Source organism: Sorangium sp. So ce204 (genome assembly GCF_051526795.1).
Taxonomy (GTDB): domain Bacteria; phylum Myxococcota_A; class Polyangia; order Polyangiales; family Polyangiaceae; genus Sorangium; species Sorangium cellulosum_B.
This window is the reverse complement of the sequence record NZ_CP150317.1, coordinates 376051-399540: the sequence shown is the minus strand read 5'-3', so window position 1 is coordinate 399540 and position 23490 is coordinate 376051. Positions and strand designations below refer to the sequence as shown.

Here is a 23490-nt window from a genome sequence, read left to right as displayed (position 1 = left end):
GCGGGACCTCAGTTGTGCTTCAATGGGGCCGCCGCCTTTCAGCGGCGGAGAGCCCGGCTTCGCCGCGCGGAGCTTCGAACGTAGTGAGCTTCAATGGGGCCGCCGCCTTTCAGCGGCGGAGAGGTCGTGCGCAGCGTTCGCGCGATGGCCGCCGAGATGCTTCAATGGGGCCGCCGCCTTTCAGCGGCGGAGAGCAGGCAATCTCAGCCTACTCCAGACCAGGGCCCAGTTCATGCTTCAATGGGGCCGCCGCCTTTCAGCGGCGGAGAGGCACCTTCGCCCCGCGCCACCGCGCGAAGGAAGCGGCGCTTCAATGGGGCCGCCGCCTTTCAGCGGCGGAGAGTGGTGCGGCGGGTGGCCGAGCGCTGGGAGGACGCTGCTTCAATGGGGCCGCCGCCTTTCAGCGGCGGAGAGGTCGCTTCGTGCAAGCCGTTGTCGACAGACGCTTCGAAGGGCTTCAATGGGGCCGCCGCCTTTCAGCGGCGGAGAGGCCATGTGGCGCGGCGGGATGCGCGCGCACGTCGCGCTTCAATGGGGCCGCCGCCTTTCAGCGGCGGAGAGGTGCGCGTGACCATCGAGCCCGACGCCGCGACGCCCGAGCTTCAATGGGGCCGCCGCCTTTCAGCGGCGGAGAGCGCCGCGCCAGCCGTAGATCGCCTGCCGGTCGTCGCGCTTCAATGGGGCCGCCGCCTTTCAGCGGCGGAGAGCGCCGCGCCAGCCGTAGATCGCCTGCCGGTCGTCGCGCTTCAATGGGGCCGCCGCCTTTCAGCGGCGGAGAGCTGCGAAGGGGCCGACGCTCGCGCGTTACGTGGTCTGGCTTCAATGGGGCCGCCGCCTTTCAGCGGCGGAGAGAGGCCTCCCAGGCTTACCTAACATTTCGCGTACTTGCAAGCCGGTTTGCGAGAGGTTCCCGTTCGCCCCCCTTCACCGGCTGCCCGGGGGCCCTCCGGAGGCACCTCTCCCTCTCGAAAACCATCATCATTTCAAACACCTACCGGCGTTGCGAGCGCCTCCCGGGATTTTCGCGTCACTCCACCGCTCGCAGCGGGCCCGTCGCCTCCCTTCTACCACACCCCCGCCTCGCCGTGCTCAGCCCTTCCGTCGTCGCGCGTAGCGGTGTCTCTCCAGCCCGGCCTCGTCCGCTCACCCACCGTCGGTGCGCGTCGCGACGCGGAGCTCCGATGGCTCGGGCCCTCGACGGTGCCCCGACCGCGCTCGACCCACCGCCGCCATCTTCCCCACCATCCGCCGCTGTCGCTCACCGTGATTCCCCCCGCCGGATCCGTTCCTCACGAAACCGCGCACGCGCACGGGACCGGCGCTCCTTCCTTCTCCTTTCTCCTGCAGCTGTCACGATACCGGGGGAACCCCCACTCCCCCACCGCCCCGCTATTGCCGCGCGCTCTCATTGATGCCGCAGTACATCGCACCGAGCATGGTGCTTGATGGTGAGGGGTTCCGACCAAAGAGGCTGGCCATCAAGGAGGGTGCTCGCTCCGCGTACGCAACCCGGGAGGACGACTCGGGAGCGCCGCGGTAGACGCATTACGTTCATCCCCTCAAAATTCTCATCGCAGCCCCCTCTGAGCACGGTTGCGTCGGCTCCGAGAAACCCTTCCCATGCGGGCGCCCCCCTTCCGTCCACCGCTCGAAAATTACCACACCTCGTCGCTCCCACGCCTGCCTCACGACGGGGTAGGCCGGCCGCTGGAGCGGAGCAGCGGCGTGGTGCCGGCCACAAAATAGGCGACGAGGAGACCTGATCTTGGCGGACAGCCTCCTCGTCGTGCTCCGGTTCTTGTGCCCAGGAATCGAAGCGGCCGCAGTGTTATCCAGAGCGCCATCGACATCAAGCGCTGGCAGCAGCAGCCGCCCTCGGTCGTCGAAGCTCGGCCTGCGCGCTGCCCCGTCTGCGGCGCTGCGAGCTGCCCGCTGGGCGGCGCCATTCGGCTCCAAGGCCACGGCAGGCGTGAGCGGCAGGTCTGGGGCCCCACCAGCCCGGACCAACCCCCCGAGGTGCTCTCGGTGACCGCCCGCCGCTACCGCTGCCTCGATTGCGGCGCTGTGCTGCTCGTCGTTCCTCGCGGAGTGCTCGGCCTTCGTGTGTACAGCGCCGCCGCGATCGGCTTCGCCCTCGCGCTCTGGGGCCTGGCGCTCGCGACGGCGGCCGAGGTCCGTCGACGCGTGGGCCCGGCGAAGATCCTCGGCAACTGCGCCGTCGCCGGCTGGGCCATGCTGCGCCGGTGGGCGCGCGACGCCGCGCAGCGACGTCTGTTTGCGGATGCCCCCGACCCAGGCCCGTCCGCCTCGCTCCGAAGGAGCGCGGCCGCCGTCGCGGCATCGCTCGCGGCAAGCGCGGATCCGACGACCCGGGCGCTGCCGCTCGAGCAGCGAGCCTTCTTCGGCGCCGCGCGAGCGGCGTGATGGTCTTTGCCCCCAAGGAGACCCTTTCGTACAGCCCACCTGAGAGGATCCCTGCCGAAAACGCCGTCGATCCCGGACAAGGACCGCGCGCCAGCAAGGCGCAGAAAGGACCTGTCCGAATGGCCCTCGGCCCCGCCGACCACGCCGAGACCGTCGCGCTTTATCGCGCCACGGTCATCGGCCCTCTCATGCACCGCGTGCTCACCCACGGCCAGCTCGCCGCCGAGCTGCGCACGCTCAGCGAGCAGCGGTTTCGACCGCCGGGTGCGCACAGCACGCGCACCTACTCGGTGCCCACGCTCGAGCGCTGGCTGTATGCGTATCGCTCCGCTGGCCTCGACGGTCTGCGCCCGCAGCCACGCAGCGATCGCGGCTTCGCGCAGGAGCTGTCGGAAGAGCTGCGCACGTTGCTGCTCGACATCCGGCGCGAGCATCCCGACGCCTCGGTGCCGCTCATCCTCAAGACGCTCGTCGACGAGGGGCGACTCGAAGTGGGTAAGGTCTCCGAGCCCACCGTACGGCGACTGTACGCCGCGCACGGCCTCCGCCGTCGCGCCGCGCGCGCCGAGGGCGAGTCGAAGACGCGGCTGCGCTGGCAAGCCGAGCGGCCCGGCGCGCTCTGGCACGGCGATGTCTGCCACGTGACCGGCTGCACCGTCGGCGGCAAAGCGATGCCGCTCCGCATCCACGGGCTGCTCGACGATGCCTCTCGTTACGTCGTGGCGCTCGAGGCGCACACAACCGAGAAGGAGATCGACATGCTCGCCGTGACCGTCGACGCCCTGCGGCGCCACGGCAAGCCCGACGCGCTCTATCTCGACAACGGCTCCACCTACCGCGGCGATGTGCTCAAAACCGCCTGCGCGCGGCTCGGCATCACGCTCCTGCACGCAAAGCCGTACGACCCAGAGGCGCGTGGCAAGATGGAGCGTTTCTGGCGCACGCTGCGCGAAGGGTGCCTCAACTACCTTGGTGCCGTGGCGTCGCTCGTCGACATCAACACGACCCTCCGCGCCTTCCTCGACAGGCGTTACCACCCGACGCCGCACGCGGGCCTGCTCGGCAAGACCCCGGCGAAGATCTATGCGGCTCGCCCCGTCGCAGCCGGCGTCGTCGACGAAAAGGCGCTGCGCGTTGCGCTCACCGAGCGTACCCGACGCCGCGTCTCGGGCGACAACATCGTCTCTGTCGACGGCGTCGCCTGGCAGCTCGATCAGGGCTACCTCGCTGGTCAGCTCGTCTCCGTCGCCCGGTGCTTCGTCGCGCCCGACGAGCCGCCTTGGGTCGAGCACGAGGGCAAGCGCTTGGTGCTGCATCCGGTCGACCCGCTGCGCAACGCGCGGCGCAAGCGGCTGCCGTGCGGCAGGCCTGCGGCGGACAAACCGACACGCCCCGTGGACTTCAATCCCGCGCGGACGCTCGGCCGCTCGATGGGCTCTGGCGCCGACACGAGCGAGCGCGGAGGTGAGCCGTGAGCGAGTCCTACGTCCGCTTCTTCACCCTCTCCGCCGCCCCCTTCTCCAAGGAGATCCAGGACGGCGACCTGTGGCTGCCGCCCTCCAAGGAGCAGCTCGTCGAGGAGGTGTGCGAGGCCGTGCACGAGCACGCTCAAGTGCTGCTGGTCGGCGAGCCCGGTGCCGGCAAGACGTGCGTGCTGCGGGCAGTGCGTCATCGCCTGCCGCAGGCAGGTTTCCGGCTGACCTACTGCCACAACGCCACGCTGGGCCGCCGCGACTTCTATCGCCAGCTCTGCCATGCGCTCGGCCTCAACCCCGCTGCGACCGCGGCGGCCGTCTTCTACGCTGTCAGCGCGCACATCGAGACCCTCGGCCGCGAGCGCATCCACCCGGTTTTCCTGCTGGACGAAGCGCACCTGCTCCACCAAGACACGCTCGATCATCTCCACATCTTGTTGAACTACGAATGGGACAGCCGCGCCCTGTTGTCGCTGATCCTGGTAGGGCTCTCTGACCTCCAAGACCGGCTGGAGCTGCGCAAAAACCGCTCGCTATATTCCCGCATCGAGCGGCGTCTGTCCATTGGTGCGATGGTCCCTGACGATACCGGAGAGTACGTGCGGCTCCGGATGAGCCGTGCCGGCGCCGATCGCGACGTCTTCACTGCGGACGCTCTGACGCTGCTCCACGAGGCGGCTGGCTCGAGCCTGCGCGAGATCGACCGCATGGCTACTGCCGCGCTGCGCGAGGCAGCGCGACGGAAGAAGAAACTCGTCGAGCGTGACGTGATGGCGCGCATCGTCGGCGACCTGGGGACGGACGGCAGCTGACGCTGACCGACACGACGGGCGCCCCCTCGACGCTGGCGAAGGGACACCTCGCCGGCGCCGACGGCCACGAACGATGATGGCCATTGCGAGCCGCCCTGCGGTGCGCGTCCGCGCGATGGCCATCGCTCTCCTTGACCGCAACCGCTCACGCCCGCGATGGTCATCCAGCGGCCTGCTCGGCGGACCATCAGCCAGCCTGAGCGTCAACACCCGCCGACGCCCGCGCGGCGCGTGCGTCCTGCGGGCCGGCGTGTTCTGGCGCCAGGACCGCGGTAACCGTGGCGCCAGCCGTCGGTCGCTGCGGCGGACAGGTCATCCGTCTCCCCGAGGCGGCCTGCGCGACCGAGCTCACCCGCGTTCCCAGACCGTCCCAGTCCCCCCGGGCGAGCGCGCTCGTACCCGCACCGCGGAGATGGGTGCCCCCCATCTTTTGTGGAGGCACGTCCACCGGGAGATGGATCCCACTCGTCTTTCCTGGAGGCACGTCCAGGCGAGAGATGGATCCCACTCGTCTTTTTCTGGAGGCACGTCCACCGCGGAGACGGTTCCACTCGTCTTTTTCTGGAGGCACGTCCACCGCGGAGACGGTTCCACTCGTCTTTTCCTGGAGGCACGTCCAGGCGGGAGATGGGTCCAACCATCTCCCGCCTGGACGTGCCGGATCACCCGGACGGGTTCACAGCGTGCCGACCGCCCCGGCCGGGGGTGCCGAGACGGCTTCAAGCTTCGCGGCAGGGCCGTTCGACGGGACCTCGCGCGGTCGTCGACCCTCTCGACGTGGGGCGCCAGCAGGAGCCATCGACGCAACGCCGCTCTCGCTCTGCCACGGCACGAAGCGCCGCCGGCAGCAGCGGCGTGTCAGGCGAGGACCGAAAGCTCCTCCGCGAGCTCGGCTTCCGCCGCGCCAGCTCCTCCAGGGCCGCCGCCCCCGGCGACGCCGACGACGAGGAGACCGACGACGACGACAGCGACAGCGACGTCGCCGAGTCGCAGGCCGAGGCCGGCGCGTTCCTCACCGGCGCCCCCGTCGCGAAGGCAAAGCGCAAGAGCGCAAGGCGCGCTGAACGGCGCGGCGCTGACCCACCGCGCACGCGGCCTCTCCGCTGTCGCGCGCCCTTCCCCCCTCCATCCATCGATTCGCGCGTGCCCGGACGCGGGGCACGTGATGCCCAGCGCCAGACGCGCAGCGCCGCGCGCGCAACGCGATTGGAACACGACATCGACGCAGCACACGTAAACCCGCTGCTCCTGCTCCCCCCCAATACGCGACGCATCTCTCCCTCGCTTCACAAAATCAGCATGCCCCACGCGAAAATTGGCTTGCTGACACGTCCGACGAATCCCATCCTCGCCCCGCACCAATGCGCAGCAGATTCGACGCCTTCGGCAAGAACGTCCTGCGCGACACCCTCGATGTCGTCGGCCCCACCGAGACCCAGGTCGAGGTCATCGCGGCTTCCCAGACGATGGATATCTGGTACGTGCCCGATCCCGCCCGCGCCGCGTTGCGCGCCGAGCTCGGCCTGCTCGGCGAGCTCGCGGCAGAGGCCTGCCAGTTCGAGCTCTTCCACGACACCCCCGGCCCCGCCGAGCTGCGCGGCTGCGTTCGCAAGCAGCTCCACTGGCACCACGAGCTCGAGCGCCGCGAGGGCGGCGCCGTCCCCTTCCCGCGGCTGCGCGTCCTCAGCAGCGGCCGGCCCGCCACCGTGCTCGACGCGTTCGGCTTCGCCCCGGTGCCGGGGTGCCCCGGCCTCTACCGGGCCGCGCCGGGATGGCGGGTCGACATCGTCGCCATCGCCGAGCTGCCGCGCACCCGCGGCACGCTGCTGCTGCGCCTGCTCGGCGCCCGCGCCGTGCTCCGCGACGCCATCCGGGAGGTCGCCGCCCTGCCCAAGGACGCCTGGGAGAGGAGCATCGCCCTGCCCTGGCTGGTACGCTTGCATTTCGAGACCCCGGCCGAGCCCGCGGCACGCACGGCAGAAGATGCGGAAGAGGAGGAGATCGTGACGGAAGTTCAGCAATGGTTCGAGCAGCTCCAGCAATCGATCCGCGACGAGGCGCGAAGGGAGGCGCTCCAGGAGGGGCTCAAGGAAGGGCTCAAGGAGGGGCAGATCCAGGCGCTGGCTACGCAGTTCGAGAAGAAGCTCGGGCGGACGCTGTCCGAGGCCGAACGCCCCGTGCTGGCCGAACGCTTCGACCGCCTCGGCCTCTCCCGCCTCGACGATGTCCGGCTGGAGCTCGCCGCGGATGCCCTCGCCGCATGGCTCGCGGACCCGGCGGCTCGTTGAAGACAGCTCGCCCCCGGCTCCCCTCCTCAGGACCTTCACCTCGACGATCCTCCCGCCAGCATGGCGGCACTCCCGGCCGACGGATCAGCCCGCATTTCCCGCACCCGTCGGGTCACCGCCTGCGAGCGCCGCAGGCCAGACGCCGCAGGCTCGACCGTCCCCCTCCCCCGCCAGCGCGGCGCCTCACACCACCACGGCCACCCGCTCCGACGGGACGTACGCCCTCCCGAGCGACGCGATGGCGCTCAGCCCGCGCCCGTTCGCCGGACCGATGTCGATGGCCTCCACCTCGCCGAGCAGCACCCGCGCGAGCAGCCGCGCCTGCACCTCAAGCACCCTGCGGTAGCTGATCCGGTATCCGAACACCGGGTGCGTCACCAGCTGGTCCATCCGCCGCTCGTAGGCCTGGAGGAACTTCTTGCGCCCCGCGGGCCTCAGCGCCACCGCGCCGCCGAAGCGCTGGAAATCGTCCGGCGCCACGACCCCGTTGTTGATCGCCGCCACGACCACCGAGTCCGCCACGATCGGCCGGAACTCCTCCATCAGATCCAGCGCCAGCGCCGGCCGACCGAAGCGCGGCTGGTGATAGAAGCCGAGCAGCGGATCCAGCCCGACCGTGCCCAGCGTCGTCGCGAGATCCTTCGCGAGCAGCGCGTAGGCCAGCGACAAGAGCGCGTTCACCGGATCGCGCGGCGGCCGCCGGTTCCTCCCCTCCAGGTCGAACTCGCCCCTCGCCTCGCCCGCGCCCTTCAACATGCCGGCGAACGCCCCGAAATACACCCGGGCCGCCGTCCCCTCGATCCCGAGCAGCGACGGCAACGACGGCGCCCCGGCGGCCTTCGTACGTCACGAAGCAGGGCGGCATCCCCCGCTCCAGCAGCGCCGCCATCGCCTGCGTCTCCACCGCCGCGTCGAGATCCTCCCCGGCGAGACGCCGCAAGAGGTAGGTCTCGTCGGGCAAGCAGATCCCCACGAGCGAGCAGCCGATCCACTTCGGGCTGTCCGACGGGCGGCGGTAGAATGGCACCCCCTCTGGATATCGGAGGACGCCTTCGCGTCAGACAGAGTCAAGCATACGAATTCATCAACCCATCCCAGCTCATCCGAGAATCCTGAATCGCTCGTCGCAATGCACGCCAGGAGCGACGGCGTCCACCCGCACGACGCCTTCCGACAGAGGCGCACCGCGAGCTCCGCTGGCCGTAGGAGCCTGGCGCTCATCGGTAGGCCGCGCCACGCCTCCCGTGCCACCACGCCCCTGTCGCCCCCAGCTCGACTCCCGCCACAGCGGCCCAGGACAACCATCGTTTCGGCTACCCAAGCCGAGCCCGGCTGGGCTCGTCGCTCCGTCAGGTAAGCTCGCGCGGGGTACGCAAAATTGCGGAGTAAGGTACCACCTGCTTCCCATTCGCCGTCCCCTCTGCGATGGTAGACACCTCCGCTCCAGCCGCGCGACGCCGGCGCCATGCCGCACGAGCTCGCCCCGCCGTGCGCCCGCCTGGAGCTTTTCGCGTTTTTCGCCGACATCCAGCACGTTCCGCCCACGGAGGACCGATGCGCTCTCTCGATCTCGACACCCTCGCGAACGCCGTCGCCGGCGGCGCCGCCGCCATCCGCACGATCACGCGCCTCGATCCTGCGGGCGGCCCCGGAGACAAGGTCTTTCCGCCGACCTACGTGAAGGAGCGCAACGCGACCACGAAGTACGCGACGGAGCAGCGGCGCATCGACGGGCGCGAGGTGAGTACAGTGCTCCTCGACTCGGTCGCTTCCCAGGCAAACCGCTTGGAGGAGGCGCTGCTCGATGGATTCCGGCGCGGGGAGCTCCCCTTCCCGATCGTGCAGGTCGACTTCTCGAACGAGGAGGGCCTCGCGGACCTCGAGCAGATCACGGCGCTCCAGGCCCCGCACCGCATCGCCGACGCGCTCCTCCGCGACAGCGTGCTGGGAGGCACCCCGTTCCGCCATACGACCGTCGGCAAAGAGGTGACCGACGCGCGCCCGACCCACGCGACGGCCATGTACAAGCACTGCCCGACAGCCCTGATCTTCGGCGTGTGGGACAGCACCGGCCCGAAGGGCGGACTCGGCGCGAAGTTCCAGCGCTGCCTGGTCTCCGAGATCGTCGGGATCGACGTCGCGCCCGGCGTCAAGACGGCGAGTCGCCTCGACCCCGCCGGCATCCAGACGAAGGCCGGACCGGTGTTCAAGCACAAGGACCCCAGTCAGGACTGGACGGTCGATCCGAAGGAGGCCGAGCTAGCCAAGGGCAAGCCCGTCGAGTTTTCCCGCAGCGGCGGCGGCGACGGCAAGAAGGGCTCTCCGTCCGCCATCAATCACGGCAACATCCCGCCGAGCATCGATGCAGCCGCGGGCGGCGTCACGATGAGCCACGCCGTGCAGACCACCGTGCTCTCGCTCGGCGCCCTCCGCCGCCTGCGCTTCCAGACCACCTGCTCGGGCGAGCGCCTCCCTGCCGAGCAGCGCGACACAGCCGAGGCTGCGGCGCGCACCGCCCTCGCCGCGCTGGCCCTCGCCGCCGTCGTCTACCAGCGCGACCAGGGTTACGACCTCCGCTCACGCTCGACCCTCGTCGCGAGAGAGCCCCTCGTCTTCGAGCTCGTGGGCCGGGACGGCGGCGAGCCGGAGCGCTTCTCGCTCTCCCGGAGCGAGGCCGCTGCCCTGCTCAAGGGCGCCGAGCAGAACGCGCGGCGGCTCGGCCTCGGCTGGGATCCGAAGCCCGTCACGCTCACGCCGGCGCCGAAGCTCGCCGGCCTCATCCGGAAGAGCCGCGAGCTGGCGGCGAGCGGCGAGGCCGAGGACGAGGGCTGATGCTCGCGATCGAGGTCGCCCTGCTGACCGGCCGCTACGTCGCGACCGCCGTCGACGACCGCGGTCGTGCCGAGTGGCCACCTCACCCGGCACGACTGTTCTCGGCCCTCGTCGCGGCGTACTTCGAGGCGCTCGACCGGCCCGACGAAGAGCGCGCCGCGCTGGAGTGGCTGGAGCAGCAAGGCCCGCCCGAGATCACCGCGCCCGAGGCCGCGGCGCGGGAGGTCGTGACGGTGTTCGTGCCCGTGAACGACACGAGCGTGGTCGGCTCGCTCGACGACGAGGCGCTCGCCGTGCGCGAGGCGCGCGCAGCGCTCGACGCCGCGCGGCCGAAGGGAGGCAAGCCGCTCGCCGCGGCCGAGAAGGCGCTCGCCAAGGCCGAAGCGCGCTTCAACGAGGCCGTGCGCAAGGCGATCGCCCCCGTCCCGACCGGCAAGGAGGGGAAGGACGGACCGGCCAAGGCGGCGTCGATCCTGCCCGAGCGAAGGACGCGCCAGCCGCGCACCTTCCCGTCGAGCGCGCCGGCCGAGATGGGGTCAGCAGCGCCGCATATCGTCTTCGCGTGGCCGAGCGCGGCGCCCTCGCCCGAGCTGCGCACGACGCTCGACGCGCTCGCCGCCCGTGTGACGCGGCTCGGACACTCCTCATCGCTCGTCAGCGTCCGCGTGCGCGACGATCGCCCCGAACCAACCTGGATCCCGGACGACGCCGGCCGGGGGCGTGCCGGGGACGAGGCGGTGCTCCGCGTCGTGGGCCCGGGCCAGCTCACGGCCCTCTGCACGGCCTTCGAGCTCCAGGCCGACACACCCGGACGGGTCCTGCCTGCGTCGTTCCAGCGCTACGTCAGGCCTCGCGCCGCCGGTGAGGCGAGCGCGCCGGCGCCACGCTTCAGCGACGAGTGGATCGTCCTGCGCCGGGTCGCCGGCCTGCGCCTCCCGTCGGTTCGTGGCCTCGACGTCGCCCGGACGGTGCGCAAGGCCATGATGGCAGCGCACGGCCCAGGCGCGCCCGAGATCCTCTCGGGGCACCACGCCTCGGGCGGACCGAGCGAGCGCCCCCACCTCGCCTACGTCCCGTTGCCGTTCGTCGGCAGCGAGCACGCCGACGGCGCGATCCTGGGCGTCGCGCTGATCCTGCCGCGGGACGCGACGCGCGACGAGCGGCTCGCCGTCTACCGCGCGCTGGATGCCTGGGAACAGCAAAGACGCGATGGCGACGAGGAGCCGCCGCGGCTCCCCGTCCACCTTGGGAGGGCGGGTGAGCTCATCCTCGAGCGGCTGGAAGAGCAGGCGTTCCAATCGACGCTGCGGCCAGCGACGTGGTGCGCCGAGGCCACATCGTGGGCCAGCGCCACGCCGGTCGCGCTCGACCGCAACCCGGGCGATCTCGGCGCGCGCGATCCGCAGAAGGAGGCCGCTGCCTACGCGGAGGCCGAGGCGACCGTCGCCATGGCGTGCGAGCGGATCGGCCTCCCGCGCCCGGCGCGCGTGACGGTCGCGCCGGCGGCGCCCCTCGCCGGCGCCGAAAAGGTCCGGCATTTTCCGCCGTTCCAGGCGGGCACACCTCCCCTGCAGCGGGTGCTTGTGCACGCGACCCTCTCGTTCGACGCGCCGGTGCGGGGGCCGATCCTGCTCGGCGCTGGGCGTTACTTCGGCCTCGGCCTCTTCCGGCCGCGAAGGGAAAATGGCTGAGCTCTCGCCCGACGACTTCGCCGCTTATTTCGAGGCGATCCACAGCGCGACGCCGGATCTGGGTGACCGCGTGACACCGTTTCCGTGGCAGGAGAGGCTGCTCGCCGAGGTCGCGCGCGATGGGGGCTGGCCGGCGCTGCTCGATCTGCCCACGGGCACGGGCAAGACGGCGGCGATCGACGTCGCGCTCTTCCACCTCGCGCTCGATGCCGCGTTGCCGCCAGCGCAGCGCAAGGCCCCCCGGCGCATCGTGATGGTCGTGGATCGGCGGACTGTCGTCGACCAGGCGTTCGAGCGCGCAACGAAGATCGCCGGAGCCCTGACCTCTGCACGGGACGGCATCCTTCGCACGGTGGCCGACCGGCTCCGCGGGCTCGCCGGCCTCCGTGAGAACGAGGCGCCGCTCGCGCTGGCGCAGCTCCGCGGCGGCATGCCACGCGACGACGCGTGGGCGCGAAGGCCCGATCAGCCGCTCGTGGCCGTCTCGACCGTGGATCAGGTCGGCTCGCGGCTGCTCTTCCGCGGCTACGGCGTGAGCGACGCCATGCGCCCGATCCACGCGGGGCTGCTCGGCAACGACGCGCTCTTGCTGCTCGACGAGGTGCACCTGTCGCAACCGTTCCGCGATACGCTGGTCGCGCTGCGCCGGTACCGCACGTGGGCGAGTCACCAGCTGCCTGACCGGTGGCAGGTCGTGGAGATGTCGGCCACGCCGGGCAGCACGTCGGCGGCATCAAACGGCCACCGCGTCTTCGGGCTGAACGATGACGATCACCGCGACGAGCGGCTCGCGAGGCGGCTCCGGGCGAAGAAGCCGGTCACGCTCGGCGAAGTGAAGGTGAGCGGCGGGGAGGACGCGAGGCGAGCGGCGATCGCCGAGGCATGCGCCGACCACGCGCTGCGCTTCGTCACGCCAGGGCGCGCCGTCGGTGTCATCGTCAACCGCGTCGCCACAGCGCGCGAGGCGGCCGCGGCCATTCGAAAGCGGGTCGGCGACAGCGCTGATATCTTCCTCGTCACGGGCCGCATGCGTCCGCTCGATCGGGACGACCTCGATGCCACGATTGGCCCGCTCGTCCGCTCGGGCCGAGTACGCGACACGACCGCGCGCCCGGTGGTCATCGTCGCAACGCAGTGCATCGAGGCGGGCGCCGACTTCGATCTCGATGCGATCGTGACAGAGTGCGCCTCGCTCGACGCGCTCCGGCAGCGCTTCGGCCGCGTGAACCGGATTGGCATCATCGAGGACGCGCTTGGCGTGGTCCTCATGCGCTCGGACGCGCTCGCCAAGGATCACGTCGACCCGATCTATGGCAAGGCGCTCACCGAGACATGGAAGTGGCTCGGGGAGTCGGCGCGCGATTTCGGCATCCAGTCGCTGGATACCGCGCTGCCCAAGGGCGAGAGGCTCACCGAGATGCACACGCAGAAAGGGCGGGCGCCGGTGATGCTCCCCGCGCACCTCGACGCGTGGGTGCAGACGAGGCCGAGCCCGGCGATCGATCCCGATGTCGCTCTCTGGCTCCACGGGATCGAGCAGGAGCAGGCGCCCGAGGTGCAGGTCGTCTGGCGCGCCGATGTGACGGAAGCCCTGCTCGCGCAGGCGGCAGGAGACGAAACGGCGCGCGAGGCTCTGTTGAAGCGTGTGGAGGCGTGTGCGCCGGTCGGGATCGAGGCGATTTCGGTACCGATTTATGCGGTTCGCGCGTGGCTCCAGGGCGGCGCGGCGCCCGACCTCGCCGATGTCGAAGGGCGCGCGCTGAGGGAGGAGCACCACGCAAAACCGCGGAGCGGGCGGCTCGCACTCCTCTGGAAGGGCGACGAGAGCCGGGTGGTCGAGCCCAGCGAGCTCCGCGCAGGCGGCACGCTCGTCGTCCCGAGCGCCTATGGAGGCCTCGCCGGAGGCACCTGGGATCCATCGTCCCAGGTGCCGGTCTCGGACCTGGGCGATCGCGCCCGATGGCAACAAACAGGACGCCCGACGCTTCGGCTGCACCCGGAGGTCATGCGCCGGCACACCGGCGTCACGGATCCTGCGTGGCCGGAGGCTCCCGTCCCGGTCGTGGACGAGAGGTCGGACGCCGAGGACCGGGCGGCCATGGATGCGTGGCTCTCGGAGATGAGCGCGGCGACGACCGCAGCACCATGGCTCGGTCAGGTGCTCAAGGCGCTCGCCGTGAAGGGCAAGAGGCGCCCCGCCCTCGTGCGGCTCGACGGCCTGGAGCTGGCGGGTGAGGACGGAGAACCGCAGGTCGAGGCGGGCTATTTCGCGCTCGTCGGTCGCTTCCGCGCGCGTGACGAGGGGGCGGGCGACGTGACGACGGAGGACGACGGCGCATCGTACACGGGCGTCGAGGTGACGCTTCGCGAGCACCTGGGAGGCGTCGCTTCCTGGGCCAGGCGGTTCGCCGAGCAGTGCGGGCTCCCGCCCGATGTCGCGCGCGCCGTCGAGCTGGCAGCACGCTGGCACGACGCCGGGAAGGTCGATCCGCGATTCCAGCGGATGCTCCACGGGGGCAGCGAGCTCCGGGCGGCGGTGGCGCCCGAGCCGCTCGCCAAGAGCGCGCTCGTCGCCGCGGATCGCGCCGCGCGGGCCCACGCATTCAAGCGGTCCGGCTATCCGACGGGAGCCCGTCACGAGCTCGCGTCCGTTGCGCTCCTTCAAGGCTGCGCACGGCTGTTCGATGGTGATGTCGATCGCGACCTGGTCCTGCACCTCACGGCCTCGCACCACGGCTGGTGTCGGCCGTTCGCGCCGGTCGTCGCCGATGACGAGCCCGTCGAGCTCACCCTGGACGTGGAGGGCGCGCCCGTGCGCGTCTCGAGTGATCACGGCCTGGCGCGGCTCGATTCGGGCATCGCCGAGCGGTTCTGGCGGCTCGTGCAGCGCTACGGCTGGTTCGGCCTGGCGTGGCTCGAAGCGATCCTGCGCCTCGCGGATCACCGGCGGAGCGAGGAAGAGCAGCGCGGCGAGGTCGGGGCGAGGGGCGAGAAATGACAGAGCTCTTGCTGACAGGGCTTGATGGCAAGAACCCGCTGTCATTCCTGGCCGCGCTCGGGGTGCTCAACGCGCTCGCCGACCGGACGAAGGACGGAACACCGGAGCCAAGGCTCGTCTGGCGCGCCGGCGGCACATACCAGCCGGCGATCGTGGGCGGTCCGGATCGCGGCGCGTTGCTCGATGTGCTGGTACAGGACCTGGAGAGCTTCCGAGGGGAGCCCGCGATCGAGCGGCTGCGTTATCGCAAGGACGGCGACGGGGCCGAGGCGCACGATCTCAAGCCCCCTCCGGGCTACTTCGCGCATTACCTCAACCGTCTGGTGAGCGACGATCTGCGGCGGAGCCTCGCCTTCGCTGCTGCATTCGCGACGGACGTGGCGGTGGACAACAACGGCAACACGAAGCCGACTGCGCTCCACTTCAGTGCCGGGAACCAAGCGTTCCTGGCCATGGTGAGCGCGCTCATCCAGGGCGTACACATTGATGATCTTGAAGAGGCGCTGTTCGGGCCGTGGCGCTACGAGCGGCCGCTCCCAGTGCTTCAATGGGATAACACCTCGACGCGCGACTACGCGCTTCGCGCGAGCGCCCCAGCGTCAGACAAGAAGCTCGGCGTGCCGGGTGCGGACTGGCTCGCTTTCCGGGGTCTGCCGTTCATCCGCGTGGTCCCCGTCGGCGACCGCATCGTGACGACCTGCTGCAACGGCGAGTGGAAGACGGGCGCCTTTCGATGGCCGATCTGGACCGTTCCGCTCCCGCGCTCGGTCATCGGCTCCGTCCTGACGTCGCCGGAGGTCTTCGAGGTCGATCCGCACGTCCTGCGCGCCCGCGGCATCGCCATCGTGTTCGAGTCCGCGATCCGCCGGAGCGATCAGGGCGGCTACGGGAGCTTCGCGCCGGCACGCATGGCACGTCCGGCGCGGGGGGACTGATCCGAGGATCTCTCCTTCATCCCCTCCCCACCCCGCCGTATCCTGCTCGCAGGAGGCTCCATGCCGACCGCGACGCGCCCCCAGAACGCCACGCTCACGGGCACGCTGCCGCTCGACCGCCCCACGGCGGAGCGGCCGCACCGGCTCTACGTGGCCACCTCGAACCACTGCAACCGCTCCTGCCCGTGGTGCTGCACCTGCTCGTCGCCCCGGGGGCAGACCTTCCTCGCCCTCGACCGCTACCGCGCGAGCTTCCCGGCCGAGGGCCCCTTCGAGGTGCAGCTCGAGGGCGGCGAGCCCACGATCCACCCGCACTTCGACGAGATGGTCCGCCTCGCCCGCGCCGAGCCCCGCTGCGCGCGCGTCGTCGTCGTGACCAACGGCGTCGAGATCCCGCGCGATCCGGCCGGCCTCGACGCCTGGCTCCAGCAGCTCGGCGAGCCCGCCACGATCAAGCTCTCGGTGAACCACCACCTCCTCGAGCACGACGGCGGCCTGCTCGCCCTCGCGCGCGCCCTGCGCGAGCGGCTCTCGGCGCTCGGCGGCGATCGCCAGCTCGTCCTGAACGTCCGGCTGCGCAAGACTGAGCCCGACGGCGACGCATGGGTCGTCGAGGCGGTGCGCGACGCGGGGCTCCTCGAGCTCGCCAACGTGTTCCACCTCCAGCGCTATGGCTTCGCGCAGAAGCGCGACGACTGGGACGAGCCTTTCCTCGTCGGGACCCACTTCACGATGCTCAACCCGGACGGCAGCGCCTTCGGCCCCGACCTCGTGGCGCGCTCCGACGCGATGAGGAGGCTGCCGTGAGCGCCCGCCCCTTCCGCGAGGAATGGCGCCGCCTGAAGAGCCGCGCCTTCGATCTCAAGGGCAACAGCACCGCCGGCGACACCGTGCGCTTCGACCTGTGGGGCCAGCCGATCGAGGTCTATCGCAACGCGAACTTCTCCATCTACAGCCGTCAGGCCTGCAACGCGAAATGCCACTTCTGCGTCGAGGAGCTCAGGCCCGCGTCGCGCGGGCGCAGCCTGTCGGTGCAGAAGACCGTCGAGGACGACGACGGGCGCTATTTCGACGCCATGGCGGCGTCCCTGGAAGCGCTCCGGCCGCTCGATCCGACGATCTCGGTGACCGGCGGGGAGCCGAGCCACGATCCGCGATTGCCCCGTATCCTCGCGCTCGGACAGGCCCACCGGGGCCGCAAGCGGACGCTCACCACGAACGGCTCGGGGCTGCTCCAGCAGCGCGAAGGAAAGCGGGTGATCGACTGGATCGTCGACACCGGCATCCAGCACCTCAACATCAGCCGCGCCCACCCCGATCACGAAAGGAACGCACGGCTGATGGTGATGAAGGACGGCCTCCGCGCCGACGAGCTGCGCAGCGTCGTGGCGGCGGCGACGGCGGGCGGCACCCGGGTGCGCCTCTCCTGCGTGCTCCTCGACGGGCAGATCGACGCGGTCGAGCCCATCGTCGATTACCTGCGCTTCGCCCGGTCGCTCGGCGTGGACAACGTGATCTTCCGGCAGCTGATGAAGACCGACCCGGCCGCCGTGGTCGAGAACCACGTCGTCAAATACAGCGATCGCGCCCGCGTCCGCCTCGAGCCGCTCCTCGACGCGCTGAGCGCCGACGCGCGGTTCTCGTTCGAGCGGCAGATCGTGGGTTATTACTACTATGTCGAGGTGTTCCGCTTCGAGGACATGGATGTCGTCTTCGAGGAGGCCGACCTCGCCCAGCTCGAGGAGACGAAGCGCTCGGGCCCGGGCATCGTCCACGAGCTCATCTTCCACCCCAATGCGAGGCTCGCCTCGACCTGGCAACCCTGGGACGGCGTCCTCGGCCCTCCCCCTTCGATGCGCGCCTCGCTGACCACGTCATGACACCGCTCATCGCTCCCCTTCCTTACATCGGCCGGAACCTTCTCTTCCTCGAGGAGGTCCTGGACGAGCTCGAAGAGCGCGGCGCCCCTCCCCCTCTCCTGTTCCGCGCGAGCGAGGCGGACAAGCTGGCTCGCCTCCTCGAGCACGGCACCGACCGCGCAGGATACCCGGGAGAGAGGGCCTGGACCGACGGCCCGGATCAAGGGCGGCCGATCCGGCACGAAGACGTGATCTTCGCGACGACCGAAGGCGAGATCCGGAGAGGGGAGCGGGAGCCCGAGCGGTCCACGTCGCTCAAGAAATTCGCCGTGATCGAGCGGCCTCTGTTCGTCGCGCACGACGCGTGCTGCTTCGCCAAGCTGTGCGACAGGCAGTACGAGTACCGCGATCCGGCGCAGAAGCGAGCGGCGCTGCTCGCGCTGTTCCCTGTGACCCGGATCGCCCCGATCCAGGGCTGGTTCTCCGAGGAGGACGGCCTCGCCTACCGGGCGCTCGTGCGCCCCCTCCGGGGCGGCGCGATGGTCGAGGTGGGCTCGTGGAAGGGGCTCTCCACGGCATACGTCGGGCGCCTCGCCGCGAAGCATGGAGTCGCGCTCCATTGCGTCGACACCTGGGCAGGATCGAGCGACAAGTACGCCGACAGGTACCGCGCCATGCTCGCCGCGGAGGACGTGCCCGGCGCGTTCAGGGCGAACATGGCGGCGCTCGGGATCCGGCCAGACGTGCTCCGGATGGCGTCCACGGACGCGGCGGCGCGCTTCGCCGACGCCAGCCTGGATCTCGTGTTCCTCGACGGATCGCACGACCGCGCGGCCGTGCTCGCCGATCTCGAGGCGTGGTGGCCCAGGCTCAAGCCGGGCGCCGTCCTGGCCGGCCATGACCACAACGAGGATCACCCGGGCGTCCTGGAGGCCGTCGCTCACTTCATGTCCCGCGCCGGGCGGGCGATCGAGCGCGGCGCAGGCTCGGTGTGGTGGGCGCGGCGGTAGGTGGGCTGGTGATGAACAAACCGCTCTTCGTGGCGACAGGGGCCTATTCGTGCGGCAAGACAACGACGCTCCGTCACCTCGCGTCCACGCGGGGCTACCGCGTGCACGGCGAGGCGCACCGGCGCGTGCTCGACGAGCTCGGCGCGCGCACCCACGGCCACGCGCCGGACGCGCCGTTTCACCCGATCGACGCGCCGGAGCACCTCTGTCCGATGTGCCGAAAGCGGGAGTTCGCCGCGCTCGTGCTGGAGGCCCAGAAGACGATCGAGGCGGCCGCGCGGGAAGGAGACTGGCTGGAGCGCGGGTACCTCGATCCCGTCGAGTACTACCTGCGCACGAGCGGAGAGGCGGAGTACCCCTGGCCGGAAGGTGAGCCCGCGTTCGAGCGTTATGCGCTGGTGTTCCTGTTCGCCGTGATGCCGGAGCTCCAGGAGCCGCGCTGGGGCAAGAGCAGAGAGGCGCGCGCGGCCGAGGCGGAGCGGATCAACCAGCGGCTCGGCGCGCTCTACCGCGCTGCGGGCTTCGAGGTGATCGACGTCGGCCCCGGCACGGTGGAGGAGCGAGCCGAGCTCCTGGCGAGCCGCGCGCGGCTCATCGAGCGTGCTATCCTGCGCGCGAGCCCATGGTAGCCGCCGCGCACATGCCGCTTCCGTCCTCGACCGCTCCTGCGGGGGAGCAGCGGTTCGTGATCCACGGCGTCCCCTGGCAGACCTACGTGAGGCTGCGGGACGAGCTCGACACCCCTGGCCTGCGGATGACCTTCTGCGAGGGAACGCTGGAGCTGATGAGCCCGTCAACCGAACACGAAGTGGCGAAGACGACCATCGCCCGCCTCATCGAGCTCTTCGCGCTGGAGCGGGACGTGCCTCTCTACGGCTACGGCTCGACAACGTTCCGGCGCGAGGCCAAGTCACGCGGCCTCGAGCCCGACGAGTGTTATTGCGTCGGCGGCACGCTGAAGGAATTCCCAGATATCGCGATCGAGGTGGTGTTGACGAGCGGCGGGCTCGACAAACTGCCTGTGTACAGCGGGCTCGGCGTCCGCGAGGTCTGGTTCTGGGAGCGCGACGCGTTCCACATCCATGCGTTGCGAGGCGAGCAGTACGAGCCGATCGCGGCCAGCGAGCTCATTCCGGATCTGGATCTCGCCGCGCTCGCGCGCTTCGTGCGCTGGCCGGATCAACACGAGGCGGTCAAGGCGTTCCGCAGCTGGCTGCGAAGCGGAGGCTGAGGCCGCCCCGCCGTCAGCCCACGGCCATGCCCGGCGCGCCAGGGTGCATGGCGCGGCGGCGCGGGGCCCTCACCCCTCCGCGAACTCCTGGGTGAGCCGCACGTCCTTGAGCTCCGCGCCGAGCAGCTCGATCGCGGCCGTGACGAGCGGGTGGTCGGCCACGGCGCGCTTGGCGGCCTCGATGCGGGCCTTGCGCTCGGCGGTCTCGACCTGGGCGAGCGACGGGCCGGCGCTGCCGCGGGAGATCGTCTCGAAGACAAGCTCGGCGGGGGCGCCGAAGTGGGCGCCGAGGACGCGGGCGAGCAGGTCGCGGGACGCCGGCTCGGTGGCCTGGCCGGACAGGAACGAGTTCGCCTCGTAGCCGAGCGCGACGCGGGTCGGCGTGAGCTCCAGCACCGCCGCGTGCTCGAGGACGGAGGCGAGCGCTGGCCGCTGCACCCTGACCGCGGCGATCACCGCGCGCCAGGTGGCGAGGTCCTCGGCGCTCATCGCAGGCGGCGGCGGCGCGCTCGACGCCGGCGCCGGGCTCTGCGCCGAGGGCGGCGCGCTCGACGCCGGCGCCGGGCCCTGCGCCGAGGGCGGCGCGCTCGACCTCGGCGCCGAGCCGGGCGCCACGAACTGCGGCGCGCTCTGCGGAACGGAGTACAGCGCGCCGCGCGGCGACGGTGGCGGAGCGCTGTCGGCGCGGTACGCGGGCGCGACCGCGCCGCTCGCGTACGGCGGCGCCTTCGCGAAGGCCGGCGCGGCGCCGCCGCTCGCGAAGCTGGTCGCGGCGCCGTGCACGCCCGGCGCGCCGTTCACGAAGGGGACGACGTTGGCAGCCGACGCGCCGCTCGCCGCGACACCGCCGGTCGCCGCCATGCCGCCGTGCGCTCTCGCCACCCCGCTCCCGCCCGGCGCGCCATAGACGGCCGCCGCGCCGTTCACCGCCGCGCCGTTCGCAGCCGCGCCAGTCGGTCTCCCAGCCCCGCCCGCGCCCGCCGCGCCGCTCGCGAAGGCGACGCCGTTCGCCGGTGCGCCGGCGGCGGCCGCGCCGTTCGCTCTCGCCACGCCGCTCGCCGCCGGCGCGCCAGGGAACGCCGCCGCGTCGTTCGCTCTCGCCGCGCCGGCAGCCGCCGCGCCGGAGGCGTGCGCGTCCTCGGGCGCAGCCTCGGCCGATGCCGCCCCGCGCCGGGGCGCAGCCGCTCCGCCGGACGGCGCGCCGGGCCGCTGCGGCCCGCGCTCCGGCGCGCCGCCGCCGCCTCCGCCACCCCCGCCGCCTCCGCCGTTCAGGCGCCGCTCGAGATCGCCGAGGCGGCGCAGCAGCTCGTCGATCGGCAGGAGCGGCGGCCTCCGGGCGAGCCGGACGAGCGCCATCTCGAACGAGGCGCGCGGCTGGCCGCTCCGGGCGATGTCGTCGAACGCGCGCGAGAAGCCCTGGTGCAGCCGCGTGAGATCGTCCGCGTCCGCCCGCGCCGCGAGCGCGCGCGTGTCGGCGACCTCCTCGTCCGCGAGATCCAGGAGCGGCGCCGGATCCTCGCAGACCTTGGCCACCACGAGATCGCGCAGGTGCGCGAGGAAATCGCGGGCCACGTGGGGCAGATCGTACCCCTCCTGCGCGAGCTCGCCGACGATGCGCACACACGCCGCAGGGTCGCCGTCCACGAGCGCCCCCGCCAGCCGGTGCAGCACCACGCGATCGGCGACGCCGAGCACCTTCGCCACCCCCTCGGCCGTGATGCGATCGCCGCTCGTCCCCACCCACGCGATCACCTGGTCGAGCAGGCTCATCGCGTCGCGCATGCTCCCCGCCGCCTCCCGCGCGAGCGCGCTGAGCGCCGGGTCGTCGGCGGGGATCTTCTCCTGATCGAGCACCCAGCGGAGCCGCGCCGCGATCGCCTGCGCCCCGATGAGCTTGAAGTCGTAGCGCTGGCACCGGCTCAGGATGGTGACCGGGACCTTGTGCACCTCCGTCGTCGCGAAGATGAACTTCACGTGCGGCGGCGGCTCCTCGAGCGTCTTCAAGAACGCGTTCCACGCCGCGTTCGAGAGCATGTGGACCTCGTCCACGATGAAGATCTTGAACCGGTCGCGCGCCGGCCGGTACGGCAGGCTCTCCTGGAGCTTGCGCACCTCGTCGACGCCGTTGTAGCTCGCGCCGTCGATCTCCTGGACGTCGACGTCCGCGCCGACCGTGATCTCGGCGCACGGCGCGCACGTCTGGCAGGGCGTCGCCGTCGGCCCGTGCACGCAGTTCAGCGCCTTCGCGAGGATGCGGGCGCTCGTCGTCTTGCCGACCCCGCGGACGCCCGTGAAGAGGAACGCGTGGGCGACGCGATCCCGCGCGATGGCGTTGGCGAGCGTCGTGGAGACGTGCTCCTGTCCGACGAGATCCTCGAAGGACTGCGGGCGCCATTTCCGCGCGAGGACGACGTAGCTCATACGCTGCTCGACTAGCACCTTCTCGCGGGCGCGTCGCCGCGGCTGTGGCCGGTACGGAAGTCGCCCTGCATTCCGGAGAGTTTGCCAGAATTGCCGCACAAAATGCACCCCGCCCCGCGCCAGGGGCGGAAGCGGCCGGAATCGGCCAGAATCGACCGGAACCGCGCCGCCGCACGCGCCAGGGAGCCCCTGGAGAGCGCGCCAACGAGCCCCGCGAAGAGACGGAGGAGCCCGCTCGCGGCGGGCGGCCCCGGAGGGCGATGCCCGTGGTGCCGCTCGCTGCGTCGAACGGCCGCGCGTCCCGCGCCCCACCTCGTCCTCGTCCTCGTCCCCTCCCCCGTCCCCCTCCCCTTCACGGTTGCGGCGCGGCGCGGTTCACGGCATAGACGCCGATCTGAATATGCAATTTCGCGGCGGAATGAACGAGCTGGTTCGCCAGGCGGCGCGCATGCAGCGCAAGATCGACCAGGTGAAGGGCGAGCTGAAGGACCGCGAGGTGAGCGCGACCGCCGCCGGCGACAAGGTCACCGTCGTTGTCTCCTGCGAGGGCAAGGTGCGCCGGATCGAGGTCGACCCCGCCTTCCTCGCGAGCGAGGGCCTGGAGATGGCGCTCGACGCCATCGTGGCCGCATCGAACTCGGCGCTCGAGGCGGCCGACAAGCTCGTCGAGACCGAGATCACCAAGGTGACCGGCGGCGTCAAGCTCCCCGGCATGCACACTTGACGGCGTTGCGTTCCCCGTCGTCGCTCCCCGGCTCCTCGAAGGTCCCGAACGGCGACCGGGGCGCGCCCGCGGCCGGCTTCCGGAGCGCGCCGGGCGGCCTGCCCGGCCGGCTGTCGCGGGTCGCCCAGCTGCTCGCCCGCCTGCCGGGCGTCGGCGAGAAGACGGCGCAGCGCTTCGCCCTCTACCTCGTGACCGCCGGCGAGGACACCGCGCGCGACCTGGGGGGCGAGCTCGTCGAGCTCTGCGATCACATCAGGCCGTGCATCCGGTGCGGCCACATCGCCGAGCTCGACGACGGCGGCCGGGCGCTCTGCGCCATCTGCCTGGATACGCGGCGCGACGGCGCGCTCCTGTGCGTCGTCGCGCGCGTCCAGGACCTCCTGGCGATCGAGCGGAGCGGGGCGATGCGCGGGCGGTACTTCGTGCTCGGCCGGCTCCTCTCGCCGCTCGAGGGGGTCGGCGCCGAGGAGCTGCCACTCGAGGCGCTCCGGGCGCGCGTGCGCGATCCCGAGCAGCCGGTGAGGGAGGTGCTGGTCGCCACCCCGCCCTCCGTCGACGGAGAGGCGACCGCGCTCCTGCTCGCGCGGGAGCTCGGCGCGATGGGGATCCAGGTCACGCGGATCGCCAGCGGCGTGCCGCACGGGGGAGATCTGGAGTTCGCCGACCAGGTGACGCTGGGGCGAGCCATCGAAGGCCGGAAGAGCTTCGGCTAGCAGGAAACGCGAGAATCGGCCCCAGCCAACGAAAACGAGGGCCGGGGCGGGCGGGCGTTCTTCACGCCGAAGCGCTC

16 protein-coding genes, 1 pseudogene and 1 CRISPR repeat array (1 of these 18 only partly in view) are annotated in these 23490 nt (G+C 71.5%); of the genes and pseudogenes, 15 read left to right on the top strand and 2 right to left on the bottom strand.

Annotated features, from left to right (window positions below; all coding sequences use genetic code 11):
• Nucleotides 1-852: a CRISPR direct-repeat array (repeat unit 36 nt; unit sequence GCTTCAATGGGGCCGCCGCCTTTCAGCGGCGGAGAG) (it extends 6925 nt beyond the left edge of the window).
• A 1173-nt stretch (nt 853-2025) separates the two neighbouring features.
• The 4 genes from WMF22_RS01505 (at nt 2026) to WMF22_RS01490 (ending at nt 6999) form a co-directional block, all read left to right on the top strand.
• Complete coding sequence (locus WMF22_RS01505) at nt 2026-2424, top strand: hypothetical protein (RefSeq protein ID WP_438034613.1); 399 nt, start codon at nt 2026-2028, stop codon at nt 2422-2424.
• Nucleotides 2425-2543: 119 nt separating this feature from the next.
• Nucleotides 2544-3899: a DDE-type integrase/transposase/recombinase gene (locus WMF22_RS01500; protein ID WP_438034612.1), complete on the top strand. Its 1356-nt coding sequence runs from the start codon at nt 2544-2546 to the stop codon at nt 3897-3899.
• On the top strand, nt 3896-4711 hold the full coding sequence (locus tag WMF22_RS01495; protein ID WP_012238190.1) for an ExeA family protein: 816 nt from the start codon (nt 3896-3898) through the stop codon (nt 4709-4711). Before WMF22_RS01500 ends, WMF22_RS01495 begins: the two co-directional genes overlap by 4 nt.
• A gap of 1361 nt (nt 4712-6072) precedes the next feature.
• The gene (locus WMF22_RS01490) at nt 6073-6999 is read left to right on the top strand and encodes a hypothetical protein (RefSeq protein WP_438034611.1); all 927 of its coding nucleotides are present in this window, start codon (nt 6073-6075) and stop codon (nt 6997-6999) included.
• Nucleotides 7000-7284: 285 nt separating this feature from the next.
• Here the strand turns inward: WMF22_RS01490 and cas1 are convergent.
• A pseudogene (gene cas1, locus WMF22_RS01485) lies at nt 7285-7839 on the bottom strand (CRISPR-associated endonuclease Cas1); the annotation flags it as partial.
• A 714-nt stretch (nt 7840-8553) separates the two neighbouring features.
• Here cas1 and cas7g point away from each other — a divergent pair.
• Genes cas7g through WMF22_RS01440 form a run of 9 tightly spaced genes read left to right on the top strand, consistent with a single transcriptional unit; the run spans nt 8554 to nt 19555 of the window.
• The gene (gene cas7g / locus WMF22_RS01480) at nt 8554-9831 is read left to right on the top strand and encodes a type I-G CRISPR-associated RAMP protein Csb1/Cas7g (protein WP_438034610.1); all 1278 of its coding nucleotides are present in this window, start codon (nt 8554-8556) and stop codon (nt 9829-9831) included.
• The gene (csb2, locus tag WMF22_RS01475; protein WP_438034609.1) at nt 9831-11522 is read left to right on the top strand and encodes a type I-G CRISPR-associated protein Csb2; all 1692 of its coding nucleotides are present in this window, start codon (nt 9831-9833) and stop codon (nt 11520-11522) included. The genes cas7g and csb2 overlap by 1 nt, the downstream gene beginning before the upstream one ends.
• Nucleotides 11515-14520 carry a type I-G CRISPR-associated helicase/endonuclease Cas3g gene (cas3g, locus tag WMF22_RS01470; RefSeq protein ID WP_438034608.1) on the top strand — a complete coding sequence of 1002 codons (3006 nt, stop codon included), beginning with the start codon at nt 11515-11517 and terminating at the stop codon, nt 14518-14520. Before csb2 ends, cas3g begins: the two co-directional genes overlap by 8 nt.
• Nucleotides 14517-15455: a type I-G CRISPR-associated protein, Cas3-extension family gene (locus WMF22_RS01465; protein WP_438034607.1), complete on the top strand. Its 939-nt coding sequence runs from the start codon at nt 14517-14519 to the stop codon at nt 15453-15455. Before cas3g ends, WMF22_RS01465 begins: the two co-directional genes overlap by 4 nt.
• A 60-nt stretch (nt 15456-15515) precedes the next feature.
• Nucleotides 15516-16262: a radical SAM protein gene (locus WMF22_RS01460; protein ID WP_438034606.1), complete on the top strand. Its 747-nt coding sequence runs from the start codon at nt 15516-15518 to the stop codon at nt 16260-16262.
• A complete protein-coding gene (locus WMF22_RS01455) occupies nt 16259-17335 on the top strand; it encodes a radical SAM protein (protein ID WP_438034605.1) in 1077 nt (358 codons plus the stop codon). The genes WMF22_RS01460 and WMF22_RS01455 overlap by 4 nt, the downstream gene beginning before the upstream one ends.
• Nucleotides 17332-18324 carry a class I SAM-dependent methyltransferase gene (locus WMF22_RS01450; protein ID WP_438034604.1) on the top strand — a complete coding sequence of 331 codons (993 nt, stop codon included), beginning with the start codon at nt 17332-17334 and terminating at the stop codon, nt 18322-18324. Before WMF22_RS01455 ends, WMF22_RS01450 begins: the two co-directional genes overlap by 4 nt.
• 11 nt (nt 18325-18335) lie before the next feature.
• On the top strand, nt 18336-18953 hold the full coding sequence (locus WMF22_RS01445; RefSeq protein ID WP_438034603.1) for an AAA family ATPase: 618 nt from the start codon (nt 18336-18338) through the stop codon (nt 18951-18953).
• On the top strand, nt 18947-19555 hold the full coding sequence (locus tag WMF22_RS01440; protein WP_437297330.1) for a Uma2 family endonuclease: 609 nt from the start codon (nt 18947-18949) through the stop codon (nt 19553-19555). The genes WMF22_RS01445 and WMF22_RS01440 overlap by 7 nt, the downstream gene beginning before the upstream one ends.
• A 69-nt stretch (nt 19556-19624) precedes the next feature.
• Here WMF22_RS01440 and dnaX read toward each other — a convergent pair whose 3' ends face one another.
• Entirely contained in the window at nt 19625-21976 is a 2352-nt protein-coding gene (gene dnaX, locus WMF22_RS01435) for a DNA polymerase III subunit gamma/tau (protein WP_438034602.1), read from the bottom strand.
• Between the two features lie 400 nt (nt 21977-22376).
• Between dnaX and WMF22_RS01430 the strand changes: the two genes are divergently transcribed.
• The gene (locus WMF22_RS01430) at nt 22377-22700 is read left to right on the top strand and encodes a YbaB/EbfC family nucleoid-associated protein (RefSeq protein WP_437301517.1); all 324 of its coding nucleotides are present in this window, start codon (nt 22377-22379) and stop codon (nt 22698-22700) included.
• Nucleotides 22697-23413, top strand: coding sequence for a recombination mediator RecR (gene recR, locus WMF22_RS01425; protein WP_438034601.1), 717 nt, complete (start codon nt 22697-22699; stop codon nt 23411-23413). Before WMF22_RS01430 ends, recR begins: the two co-directional genes overlap by 4 nt.
• Nucleotides 23414-23490 lie beyond the last annotated feature (77 nt).